Source organism: Sandaracinaceae bacterium (genome assembly GCA_016706685.1).
Classification (GTDB): Bacteria; Myxococcota_A; Polyangia; order Polyangiales; family Houyiibacteriaceae; genus JADJJE01.
Map to the genome: position 1 here is coordinate 431,570 of JADJJE010000001.1, position 12,182 is coordinate 443,751.

Genomic DNA, 12,182 nt, shown 5'->3' on the forward strand with positions numbered 1-12,182 from the left:
GGGGGCACGCGCGGGTCGCTGGGGGACGGTGATGGTACCAACGTCGACACGAAACCGAACCGCAAATTACAAATGGAAATTGCCGCACGCGCGTTCAGTGCATGGTTTAGGCTCCGCGCGGACTCCCGATTAGGAAGCGAATCATGAAACTGGAAGACCTGAAGATCATCGTCACGGGCGCCGCACGCGGCATGGGCGCCCACTTTGCTTGCCGACTGCAGGAGCTGGGCGCCCAGGTGGCCGCCGGCGACGTGGACGAAGCTGGGCTGGCCGAGCTCCCCCCCGGCATCCACCGCCGCCGTCTCGACGTGGCCAACGACCAGGACGTGGCCGGCTTCGTCGCCTGGGCGGCGGAGTCCATGGGGGGCCTCAACGGGCTCATCAACAACGCGGGCATCATCCGTGACGCGCTGCTGGTGCGGAAGAACCGCGACACGGGGGCGGTCGAGCGCCTGTCTCGCAAGGACTGGGACAGCGTGCTGGCGGTCAACCTGACCGGCGCGACCATGATGGCGCAAGAGGTGCTGGCGCACATGCTGGAGCGCGACGTCACGGGCGGCGTCATCATCAACATCTCGTCCATCGCGCGCCACGGCAGCCGCGGGCAGAGCAACTACGTGGCCGCCAAGGCCGCGCTGGCCGCCAACACCCAGACGTGGATGCGCGAGTTCTCGCGCTACGGCATCCGCGTGGGCGCCATCGCCCCCGGGTTGATCGAGACACCCATGACCGCCGGCATGAACGAAAAGGCCCTCGAGCGCCTGCGGGCCTCCGTGCCGCTCGGACGCATTGGCAAGCCCGAGGACATCTTCGTGGCCGTGAAGTTCATCATCGAGTGCGACTTCTTCACGGGTCAGACCATCGACGTGGACGGCGGCGGCGCCATGGGCTGAGCGCGCGCGGCGAGGGCGTCTGCGTCCTCGCCGCGGCCCTCTGCGCGGTAGCAGATGGCCAGCGTGCGCAGCGCGGCAGTCTCCCCCCGCGGGTCCTCGGCAGCGCGGGCGCTCTGCAGCGCGCGCAGGCCCTCGCGCACGGCGGCCTTGCCGTCCCCCTCTTGGAGATGGATCAGCGCGAGGGTGAGCGCCGCGCGGGCGCGGTCTGCCGGGCGGTCGGCGCCTCCCCGGCTCTGCATGCGGGTGTAGGCTGTGCGCGCGGCGCTGGGTGAGCCACGCAGCACCGCGAGCGCCACCCGCAACCGGTCGGCCGCGGCCAGGCTGCGCCCCTGAGCGATGGCCAGCTCCACGTAGCGCTCGGCACGCTCGAAGTCGCGCGCCTGCATGGCGTCGATGGCGCGCACGGTCGCAGCTCCTCCCACCACGGTGCTGGTGTCCATGGAGTCGCCCGGCAGCGAGGCGCGCGCCGGGTTGGCCTCGCGCTCACGCCGCTTGATGGTCTGTGAGACGTGGGCGGCCACACGGCGCGTGTCGTCGTCCGGCAGGAACTGCACGGCGGCCGCCGCCAGGCGGAGCGCGCTACGCAAGTGCCCCGCTTCCGCCGCAGCCACGGCGGCCGTGAGCAGCCCCTTGGCGCCTGCCTCGGCGTCTCCTCCCTCGGCCAGGTAGAAGGCCAGCGTGGCGCCCGCGAACGTGGCGCAGGGCCCGGCAGCGCGCACTGCCTCGGCGACGAAGCGGTAGAGCTCGGCGCGCCGCGCTGGCGGCATGGCGCCCAGCACCACGTGACGCAGCTGCTCGGACGTGGGCCGCCACTCGGTGCGATGCTCCAAGAGCCAGGCGGCCGAGAGCGCCTCCACAGCCTGGGTGGCCTCTTCGCGCGAGATCCCATCGTGGCCGGCCACCACCAGCAGGGCTTCGTCGCCCGCCCCCTGCGGCAGGAGGCAGACCATCTCCAGCACGCGGTGCGCGATGGGGTCCACGCCGCGCAGCCGGTCGGCCAGGAGACGCTCGAGCGGCACGGCGCCGTCCACCGTGGGCGGCGACAGGCGGAAGCGGAAGCGCCCGGCCTCGTGGATCAAGTCTCCGGCCGAGACCAGCGCGCGCGCCGCCTCGATGACGCCGAGGGGAGTGTCACCCCCGATGGCCGCCACGCGCGACGCGAGCCCGCTGCCCTCTGGCTCTCCGAGGACCATGCACGCGAGCGCACGGGCGAGCGCGGGCGTGAGGCGCGGCAGCGAGAACTCCACCACACCACTCGCGGCGATGGCGGCCGGCACGCGCCCCTCTTCGGGCAGGCGCACCACCAGCACGGACTCGGCGCCCGGCTCGTCGATGACCTCGTTGAGGACCTTCAGCGTGGACGGGTCGATGCCGCCCACCGGGTCCAGCAAGACGACCGACTTCCCAGCGCGCTTTCCGTGCCCGCGGTCCAGCATGGCGCGCACCAGCAGCGCCGCCTCGTCGAGGGTGAGCACCTCGCCGCGCAGGAGCTTGGTGAGACGCCCACGACCGGCGTCCGGGAGCGCGGCGAACGCCGTGTGGACCGCGTGGTCCGAGCCGAACTGGTGTGCCAGCGCGAGGCGCAAGCTACCCAGCGGCTCGAGCCCGCCGGGGACACCGGCCACGTGCAGCACCAAGGGCGGGTCCAGCTCCTCCACGAGCTTGGTCCAGAGGCGACGCGCGCCGGCACCGCTCGGACCACGCAGGATGAGCCGCACGCTGCCGCCGCGCCGCGCCGCCTCGACGATGGCGCGCGACGCCTCTTCGACCGGCTGCAGCAGCCCTGCCCGGCGCAAGTGCCGGAGCGCGTCGCGGCAGTCCGTGAGGAACGCGTGACCCCGGTCGATGGCGTCGCCGCGCAGGCCAGCGGAGCCCGTGTTCACGGTGCGTGAGAAGAGGAACGCCTCGCGCGCGATGGCCTGGCACGCTGGGTCGAGCACCAGCTCACCGAACCGGGCACGGTTGGCCAGCAGCTGCGCCCGGTCGAACGCTGCGCCCACCAAGACGGCCCCCTGCTCTTCCACCTCACCCACGGCCACCCCGAGCGCCACGCGCAGGCCCGCCATGCTCTGGTCGAGCGCGTCGGCGCGCTGCAACGTCTCGAGGCCCCAAGCGAGCGCCACCTGGATGTCGTGCATCTCGAACAGCACCACGAGCGTGGAGCCCACGCGCAGCACGACACGGCCCCCGGCCTCACGCGCGCGGAGGGCGAGATCGTCCGTCCACGCGTCGTGCGCCCCGGGATCCTCCTGCTCGTCGAGCACCGGGATCGCGCGATGCCAGAGGACCACGCACTCCATGCGTCAGCTCATTCGCGCAGGCGCGCCTTCAGGGCTTCGAGTTCGTCCTCGATGGCGCCATCGCCGCCGGTGCGCTCGAGGCGTCGGAACTTGGCATCCACCTCGAGGCGCTCGGGGTCTTCCAGCACGGAGTGCGCCTCCACCTCGGCGTCCAGCTGCGCGATGCGCCCGCTCATGCGCTCGAGCTCGCCGAAGGTGCCCGTGCTGCCGAGGCCGCCGCCGGCAAGCTCGCCGGGCACGTCACGCGCCCGCCGCACCTGCTGCGCGAGGGTGGCCTTGCGCGCCTTGAGGTCTTCGATCTGACGCTCCACGCGCTCGAGCGTGTCGCGCATCTCGTCCGCCGCGACCAGGTTCTGGTTGGCCCGCGCCGAAGCCTCGCCGGCCTTCTTGGTGAGGCGCGCTTTCTGCTTGAGCGCTTCCCGCGCCAGGGCGTCGTCTCCGTTGCGCAGCGCCAGCACCGCACGGTCTTCCCAGACGGCCACCTCGGCCAGCGTCTCTTCCTTCTCTTTGTCGATGCGCTTGGACGCGCCCAGCGTGGTGATGAGCTCGCGCTTGGCGCGCTTCACCTCGGCCTCCATCTCGATGATGGTCTGGGAGATCAGCTTCTCGGGGTCCTCCGCGCCGTCCAGCATGGAGTTGAGGTTCGATTTGATCACTTGATTCAGTCGGCCAAAGATCCCCATAGCGCTCCGGGTGGGTCGAGAGGTTCGAGGAGAAGCGTTCCACGCCACGGCGCGCGTGTAAATGGTGCAGGAAGCCCTCGAAGGGGGCGCCCAGTCGGGCTACAACAGGGCCCGCCATGTCCGACCCGCTCACCGCGCTCCGCGCGCTCGTCCCCGAGACCACCCGTGCGCTGACCGCCTACCGCGTGCCGGCCACGCCGCCGCCCATCAAGCTGGACGCCAACGAGAGCCCCTGGCCGTTGCCCCGCGCGGCACGCACGCGCCTCGCGGAAGCGCTGGCGCAGGTGGAGCTGCACCGCTACCCCGACGGGCGCGCGCAGGGTGTGCGGGCAGGCCTCGCGGCGCGACATGGCGGAAAGCCCGACGACTACGTGCTGGGCTCCGGCAGCGACGAGGTCATCGCCATGCTGATGACGGCTTGCAACCAGCCGCGCGCTGGGCGCCCACGCGCCACGGTGCTGTTCCCCACGCCCACCTTCGTGATGTACGGCATCACGTCGCGCGCCCTCGGGCTCGAGCCCGTGGAGGTGCCGCTCACGGCCGACTTCGACCTGGACGAGGCCGCGCTCATGGAGGCGTTCGAGCGCGCGCAGCCCAACCTGGCGTTCTACGCGAGCCCGAACAACCCCACGGGCAACCGCTTCGACGACGCCATCCTCGAGCGCATCGTGCAGGCGTTCCCCGGCACGCTGCACATCGTGGACGAGGCCTACGGCCCGTTCGCGTCGCGCTCGCTCTACACCTGGTGTGACCGCTACCCGCAGGTAGGCACGCTTGGCACGCTCAGCAAGATCGGCGTCGCGGCCGCGCGCGTGGGCTGGGTGCGCCTGCACGCCGAGCTCGCCGCCGAGGTGGAGAAGGTGCGCCAGCCCTTCAACCTGAACGCGCTCAGCCAGGTCACGGCGGAGCTGGCGCTCGGCGAGCTGGCCGGGGTCTTGGACGAACAGGTGGCTTCCATCATCGCGGAGCGAGCCCGCTTGGTGGCGGGCCTCGAGAGCGACCCGCGCCTGCACGTGTACCCGAGCGAAGCCAACTTCGTGCTGGTTCGCGTCAGCGGCGACAGCCAGGCGCTGGCCGACGACCTGCTGTCACGCGGCGTGGCGGTGCGCAGCTTCCAGAAGTACGGCGGCCGCTTGGTGGGCCACCTGCGCATCACGGTGGGCACGCCGAGCGAGAATGAGGCGCTGCTGGAGGCGTTGGCCGCCTCGCGGTGAGGTGACCTCGACTCCCAAAGCCGCAGCTCCGCGACCCGTCGTGGGCGTTGTCGTAGGCGTGGGCGTGGTCATTGACGGCGACGGCGACGGCGACGCTCGACGGTAGCGGCAGCGCTTCTGATAGCAGTCCGTGCCGAGCTCAGCCACGAGCGGTCGGGGGGGATCACGTCGCCGTCGCCGTCAAAGCTCACGTTGACGACAACGTCAACGAACACGTCAATGTACGTCAACGTCAACGCGAAGAAGGGGCTCGGATAGCCGCGACGCTCAGTCGTCCGCGTGAGGCACCCGCCGCCCCGGATCCTGCCCCGCCCCCGGCCCCGCCAGGGTCTGCTCACGGGAGTTCATGCTCTCCTGCACGGCGGCCGGGAGCAGCTGCTCGGCGAGCACGGACGCCCGCGCGGGCCGCAGGTCGGGGAACCAGCCGAAGAACACGTGCAGCTCTCGCTTCCGCGCGGGCTCGAGGTAATCGAAATTCACGCCGCGGTCGCTGATCTCCCAGAACTCGCTGGACTCCACGCCGGAGAGTTCGTCCCGGATGGACGCCAGGCGCTCGTGCCGCTCGTTGCGCATGTCGCGGAACACCTCGCGCGCGCGCGCCTCGTCCTTCTTCAGCAGGTAGTACGTGGCCAGCTTCACCTGCGCCTTGCGCACGCCGCGCAGGCTGGCCTCCTGCACGTCGCTCTCGCTCTCCTTGTCCACCTCGAGGAACAGCTTGAGCAGCGCGTCCGTGGCCGGGCTCTTCACGTCGAAGGCCATCTCGTTCAGCGCGCACAGGTCGTAGGCCACGGTCTCGAGGATGAACGGCAGCTTGGCGCTGAACGACACCTGCCCGTAGTACTTGAAGTAGCGTGCCACCTCGATGGCCCGCTCACCGTTCTCGTAGAGCAGCGCGTTCTCGGCCAGCAGGCGGTACTGGTTGAGCACGTTGTAGGCGGTGCGCACGTCGCGCGCGTTCACCGTGGCGCGCAGGTACGTGTTGAAGAACTTCACCACCACGTCGAACAGCTCTTTGTTGTGCGCGTGCAGCGCCGACTCCGCGATGTGGCGCGTGTTGATGGCGATCAGGTAGTTGATGTCGCGCATCTTGTTCAGCGCTTCGTTGTAGAGCGTCTGGTACTTGCGCAGGATCTTCATCTCGAACCAGATGCGCCGCGCAGTGACCGCGTCCAGGACGCCCGGCGACATGGAGACGAAGTCGGGGTTGTGCGCCAGCTCGCCGTCCACCGCGAACCACTGGTCGCCCAGGGCCGGACGCAGCGCCTGGTAATCCAGCACCATGGCCTGGAGCGCGTCCACCGAGGCCATGGAGACGCCCTTGTCCTTGTGCTCCATGGCGTTCAGGCCCACGTCGGCCAGCTGTTCCACGCCACGCACGGCCTCGGCCTGCCGGTCCGCCACGCTGCGACGCGCCGACGAGCCGATGACCTTGAGCGTGTGCCGCTGGATGCGGTGGACGATGGCGATGGGGCTCAGGAACGCGAACACGAACGCGAAGTACGGCAGCAGCAAGAGCAGGCAGAGGGCCAGCATGCTCATGGAAACGACGATGCCCCAACTGGGCACGAAGCCGAGCTCTCCGCCGGGCAGCGTCTCGAACGTGAGGCCCACGAACACCGCCTGCAGCGCCGAGATGACGAAGAAGCCGGTGACCAGGAAGTTGATGGGCTCGCTGACGAACAGCTCCGTGATGCGGTGCGTGTAGCGGTTGGCCGCGAGCTCCACCACGATGGCGACGACCGTGATGGCGATGCCGAGCACCGCCGAGATGACCTCGGCCGCGCCGCCCAGCGCATCTTGTCCAGCCGTGGGGTTCGGATGGAGCAGCCGGTCCCAGAGCGTGCTCACGTTCCCCGCGTCCAGCCAGTAGGAGAGGACGAAGACGGAGAGACCCGCGCCCATCAGGATGCTCAGGGGGAGCAGCCAGATGCGCGTCCAATTCTGGTCGTTGGGAGTGCCCATGGACCCGGGAGGATACACCTCCTGCCCGCGGCGCTGTGCACCCTTCGCACGCGCGCACCCGAGGGCGGGGGCTTGCACCGAAGGGCACAGGCTCTATGTTCACCGGCCCTCTTCTGCGAGCGACCCGTGCCCGTGACCCCCCAGGCGACCGAACCCTCGATGGACCCCGACGACACGCGCGACCGTGCTGTCACCGCGCTGCGCTGGGCCGAGTCCACGTGCGTGACCGGAGAGCCTCACGCGCCCGTCGTGGAAGGCGCCGCCGATGACGACGACGCGGCTATGGACGACGACAGCGATGTCCCCGAGCCGAGCGCCGTGCCCGAGGGTGTGGCTCCTGCGAAGCTCCCGCCCGAGGCCTTCCGTTCTCTGCCGCTGGCCACGCTGCGGGCCAGCTTCGACGCCATCCTGCTGTCCAAGCGGCCGGACGTGGGGCTCGACGCGCTGCTCGCCATCGGTGCGCTGGACGCCATCCTGCCGGAGATCTCGGCCATGGTCGGCTTCGGCGACGGCGAGTGGAAGCACAAGGACGTGTGGCTGCACACCAAGCAGGTGGTGAAGCAGTCCGTGCCCCGCCTCGAGGTGCGCTGGGGCGCGCTCCTGCACGACATCGGCAAGCTTCGCACGCGCCGCATCGACGAGAGCGGCGGCGTCACGTTCTACGGCCACAGCGAGGTGGGCGCGCGCATGTTCGAGCGCAAGGTGGCCGACCGGCTGGGCTTCGAGGGCGAGCTGCGCGACCGCGTGCACTTCTTGATCCTCCACCACCTGCGCCCGGGTCAGTACAAAGAGTCCTGGACCGACGCCGCCGTGCGCCGCTTCTACAAGCAAATGGACGGCGGGCTGACCGACCTCTTGGACCTCGGACGCGCGGACATCACCACCAAGCGGGCGGAGCGTCGCCGCCGCGGCGTGCGCCAGATCAGCCTGCTGAAGAAGCGCATCGAGGGCATCCGCGACGAGGACGGCAAGCTGCCGCCGCTGCCCAAGGGCCTCGGCACGCGCCTCATCTCGGACCTGGGGGTGCCGCCCAGCCGGCGCCTGGGTGACCTGGTGCGCGCCCTCGAGGTAGACGTCGAGAACGGGCTCATCGAAGCGCGTCAGGACATCGACTACTACGTGGAGTACGTGCGGGCCAACGCGGCGCGCTTCGAGCTCGGCAGCGAGGGCTGACCGCCCGAGCGCCGCGCTCGGGTCAGGGCGCGAGCGCGTCGAAGACGGCCGTCCACGCGGGCTGGGAAATCGCGCTCGGAGTCGAGACGAAGTCGTTCAGCAAGACGGCCACGCACACGCCGGTCTCGAGGTCGATGAACAGCTCGCCCTTGAAGCCCATGGTGCTGCCCGTGTGGCCCACCACCTGGTGGCCTCCGCGCGTGGCGCGCTGGGTGGCCAAGCCATACGGGTCCGACGCGTCGATGGACTGTGGCGTCCACTCGAGCAGCGCGGCGCGTGACGCGGGGCTCAGGAAGTCGCCGCGGTAGAGCGCCTCCGCCCAGCGGCACAGGTCCACACCCGTGCTGACCAAGCCGCCCGCCGCCCAGGTCCAGCTCATGTCGATGTCGTCGGTGGCCGCAGCCCCGGTGACGACGTAGCCCTCGCTCATGCCGCAGTCACGGCCCTCGTGCTGCTCCTCGGAGGTGTCGCTCAGCGCGAGCGGGTCGAGCACCACGTCCCGGACGTGCTCGTGAAAGGGCTGGCCACTCAGCTCTTCGAGCGCCAAGCCCACCACGTAGAAGCCCGTGTTGGAGTAGAGGTAGCGCTCTCCTGGGGCGCCCACCGGCCCGTGCATGAGCGACCAGTCCACGATCTCCTCCGGCTCCCAAGCCTCACGACTCAAGGCCAGGAAGCCGCGGTCGTCCGTGAAGTTGAAGAGACCTGCGGTGTGCGACAGCACCTGCTGGAACGTGATGGTCGGGTCTAGCCCGAGGTCTGGCAGCAACGCGCCGGGCGAGTCGCCGAGTTCCAAGTCGCCTTGCTCCACGAAGCGCAGCAGCGCCGCCGCCGCGAACGCCTTGGTGATGCTGCCCACCCTGAAGCGCGTGCGTGGGAGCACTGGCAGGCCGCCGGCGATGTCGCGCATACCCGCCGCTCCGGCGAACGTGCCCTGCCCCGGCACGTGCACCGTGAGCGTGGCGCCGGGCGCGCTCGAGGCCGCCAGGTTCGCGTCCAGCACCGCTTGCAGCTCGGCCGCGAGCGCGGGGTCGAACGTGGCCGGAGTCTCGTACTGCGCGTCGCAGGGGTCGCCGTCGCTGGCGCAAGCGGGGAGCCACACGCTCGTCAGCGAGATCAGGATGGCGAGACGCGTGGACGCTGAGGTCGTGACCATTGGTGAGAGGGTATCTCAGGATGGCTCTCGTTGCGCGGAGCGCCGGGAAGTCGTCGCCGTCGCCGTCGCCGTCAACGACCACGTCCACGTCCACGTCCACGTTCGTGTGCCGTTCGACGGAACGACGCGAGCCCGCCGGAGCGGGCTCGAAGTCGGAACGAACGGGGGCGGAGGGATCAGTCGCGCGTGGCAGCCGGCGTGCTGCGGCGCATGTAGGCCGGGATGTCCAGCACGGCCTCGTCGTGCAGGGCGCTGGCCCCGAACGCGCGCGTGGGGACGGGCGGCGCGGGCGGCACCGAAGCCTGGCGCGCCACCTCGTTGGGGCGACGCGACGGGCGGCTGCTGCCGATGGCGTCACGGAAGGCGGGCGCGCTGGGCCGCGTGCCGCGAGCCGCCGGCATGCTGTAGCGACCGGTCTGCGTCAGCTGCTGCTGGAGCGTGGACTGTGCGCCGTGAGCCTCGGCCGCCGCGCGCACTTCGTCTTCGAAGCCGGTGGCGATGACGGTCACCTTCACGGTGTCGTTCATGTCCGGGTCGGTGACCACGCCGAAGATGATCTCCACGTCCTCGTGGGCAGCGGACTGCACCAGAGAAGCGGCCTCGTTGATTTCGCGGAGCTTGATGTCCGGACCCGCCGTGAAGCTGAGCAGGATGCCCTTCGCGCCGTCGATGGTGATGTCGTCGAGCAGCGGCGAGTTGATGGCGTACTGGGCTGCGTTGAGCGCGCGGTGCTCGCCCTTGGCGTAGCCGGTGCCCATGAGCGCCCGGCCCGTGTAGCTCATGATGGTCTTCACGTCGGCGAAGTCCACGTTGATCATGCCGTGGTTGATGATCAGGTCGCTGATGCCCTGGACGGCCTGGAGGAGCACGTCGTCGGCGCGCTGAAACGCGTCCAACATCGACAGGTCGTCGTCGCCGAGCAGCAGCAGCTTCTCGTTCGGGATGGTGATGATGCTGTCGACCGAGTCGACCAGCTCACGAATGCCGTAGATCGCGTTCTTGCCGCGGCGGTTGCCCTCGAAGGAGAAGGGCTTGGTCACCACGCCCACCGTGAGCGCACCCGCATCGCGAGCGATCTGCGCCACGATGGGAGCCGCGCCGGTGCCGGTGCCGCCGCCCATGCCGGCCGTCACGAAGACCATGTCGGCGCCGGCCAGCACCTCGGCCAAGCGCTGCACGTCCTCGAGCGCCGACTTGCGGCCGATCTCGGGGTTGCCGCCCGCGCCGAGGCCCTTGGTGAGCTGCGGCCCGAGCTGGATCTTGATGGGCGCCAGGTTGCTCTCGAGCGCCTGTGCATCCGTGTTGGCCGCGATGAACTCGACGCCTTCGAGGCCGCTCGCGATCATCGTGTTGAGGGCGTTGCCGCCGCTCCCACCAACACCCACCACTTTGATCCGCGCGTGAAGAGCCGCGTCGTCTGCAAACTCAATCGAGATAGCCATTGATTTCCTCCCGGCGCTGGTCGCCGGCTCCGCCTATTTCGATGTCCCGGGTTCGCCCACCCGAGATCACCGTACTGTTCCGTCGTTCGTTCTCGAGAGACGCGAGCACTGCTCGCGCCCGTCAGCTGTTCAGAAGACCTCTCGGAACCAGGCGCTGATGCGCCCGCCGAGGCCGGTGCCCTGCTGCACGTGGACGATCTCTTCCTCTTGCACGGGGAGAGACTGCATCCGCGTCATGCCGTACTTCACGAGGCCCACCCCCGTCGAATACGCGGGGCTCTTGACCACATCGATCAAGCCCCCGATGCCAATCGGTGCCGCCCGTCGGACGGGGAGCCCCAGAACCTGCTCGGCCAGCTCGGGCATGCCATCCAGCAGCGTGGTGCCGCCGGTGATGATGGCGCCCGAGGCCAGCATGTCCGCGTAGCCGGTCTCGGCGATCACGTGCCGACACGCCACGAAGATCTCTTCCACGCGCGGCTCGATGATGTCACACAGCGCGCGACGCGAGAGCGTGCGGGGAGCGCGGCCACCCACCGAGGGGACCTCGATGATCTCGTCCTCGTCGATCATGAAGGTGGCGGCGCAGCCGTACTTGATCTTGATGCGCTCGGCCTCGGCCATGGGCGTCCGCAAGCCGGTCGCCACGTCGTTGGTGAGGTTGATGCCGCCGATCGGGATGGAGCTGGTGTGCACCACCGCGCCGTCCACGTAGACGATGATGTCGCTGGTGCCGCCGCCGATGTCGATCAGCACGGCGCCGATCTCCTTCTCGTCGTCGCTGAGCACCGCGTGGGCGCTGGCGAGCGGCTGCAAGACCACCTCGGCCACGTGCAGGCCGCAGCGCTCCGCGCACTTCACGATGTTGGCCACGCAGCTGCTGGCGGCGGTGACCATGTGGACGCGCGCCTCGAGGCGCACCCCCGCCATGCCCACGGGCTCCTTGATGCCGTCCTGCGCGTCCACGATGTACTCCTGCGGGAGCACGTGGATGACCTCGCGGTCACCCGGGAGGGGCACGGCCTTGGCCTGGATGAGCACGCGGTCCACGTCGTCTTGCGACACCTCGCGGCTGGCGATGGCGGCGACACCCTCTTGGTTCATGCCGCTCACGTGGCTGCCCGCGATGCCGGCGAAGACCGTGTTGATCTCCACGCCCGCCATCGCCTCGGCCTGCTCCACGGCGGCACGAATGGCCTGGACCGTGGACTCGATGTTGACGACCACGCCCTTCTTGAGGCCCTTCGCCGGGACCGACCCGATGCCGATGACGTCGAGGCCATCGTCGGTGAGTTCGGCGACGATCACGGTGACCTTCGTCGTCCCTAGATCAAGCCCTGCAATGATTTCGCTCGCGCCCAT

General features: G+C 69.9%; 9 protein-coding genes. 3 read left to right on the forward strand and 6 right to left on the reverse strand.

Annotation, left to right across the window (positions count from 1 at the left end; translation table 11 throughout):
- Window positions 1–143 precede the first annotated feature (143 nt).
- Window positions 144–893: an SDR family oxidoreductase gene (locus IPI43_01840; protein MBK7772868.1), complete on the forward strand. Its 750-nt coding sequence runs from the start codon at window positions 144–146 to the stop codon at window positions 891–893.
- Here IPI43_01840 and IPI43_01845 read toward each other — a convergent pair.
- A complete protein-coding gene (locus tag IPI43_01845; protein MBK7772869.1) occupies window positions 854–3,193 on the reverse strand; it encodes a hypothetical protein in 2,340 nt (779 codons plus the stop codon). The genes IPI43_01840 and IPI43_01845 overlap by 40 nt on opposite strands.
- 8 nt (window positions 3,194–3,201) lie before the next feature.
- A complete protein-coding gene (locus IPI43_01850) occupies window positions 3,202–3,849 on the reverse strand; it encodes a PspA/IM30 family protein (protein ID MBK7772870.1) in 648 nt (215 codons plus the stop codon).
- Window positions 3,850–3,992: 143 nt separating this feature from the next.
- Here IPI43_01850 and hisC point away from each other — a divergent pair, with 143 nt between their 5' ends.
- On the forward strand, window positions 3,993–5,090 hold the full coding sequence (gene hisC, locus IPI43_01855; GenBank protein ID MBK7772871.1) for a histidinol-phosphate transaminase: 1,098 nt from the start codon (window positions 3,993–3,995) through the stop codon (window positions 5,088–5,090).
- Window positions 5,091–5,357: 267 nt separating this feature from the next.
- Here hisC and IPI43_01860 read toward each other — a convergent pair whose 3' ends face one another.
- A complete protein-coding gene (locus tag IPI43_01860) occupies window positions 5,358–7,052 on the reverse strand; it encodes a DUF2254 domain-containing protein (GenBank protein ID MBK7772872.1) in 1,695 nt (564 codons plus the stop codon).
- 159 nt (window positions 7,053–7,211) lie between these two features.
- Here IPI43_01860 and IPI43_01865 point away from each other — a divergent pair, with 159 nt between their 5' ends.
- Complete coding sequence (locus tag IPI43_01865; protein ID MBK7772873.1) at window positions 7,212–8,225, forward strand: HDIG domain-containing protein; 1,014 nt, start codon at window positions 7,212–7,214, stop codon at window positions 8,223–8,225.
- A 22-nt stretch (window positions 8,226–8,247) separates the two neighbouring features.
- On the opposite strand, the gene IPI43_01870 is transcribed toward IPI43_01865, so the two are convergent.
- The 3 genes from IPI43_01870 to ftsA form a co-directional block, all read right to left on the reverse strand.
- Window positions 8,248–9,378 (reverse strand): beta-lactamase family protein, encoded by a 1,131-nt coding sequence (locus IPI43_01870; protein MBK7772874.1) that lies wholly within the window; start codon window positions 9,376–9,378, stop codon window positions 8,248–8,250.
- Between the two features lie 176 nt (window positions 9,379–9,554).
- Window positions 9,555–10,820, reverse strand: a complete 1,266-nt coding sequence (gene ftsZ / locus IPI43_01875) for a cell division protein FtsZ (protein ID MBK7772875.1) — start codon at window positions 10,818–10,820, stop codon at window positions 9,555–9,557.
- 129 nt (window positions 10,821–10,949) lie between these two features.
- The gene (gene ftsA / locus IPI43_01880; protein MBK7772876.1) at window positions 10,950–12,182 is read right to left on the reverse strand and encodes a cell division protein FtsA; all 1,233 of its coding nucleotides are present in this window, start codon (window positions 12,180–12,182) and stop codon (window positions 10,950–10,952) included.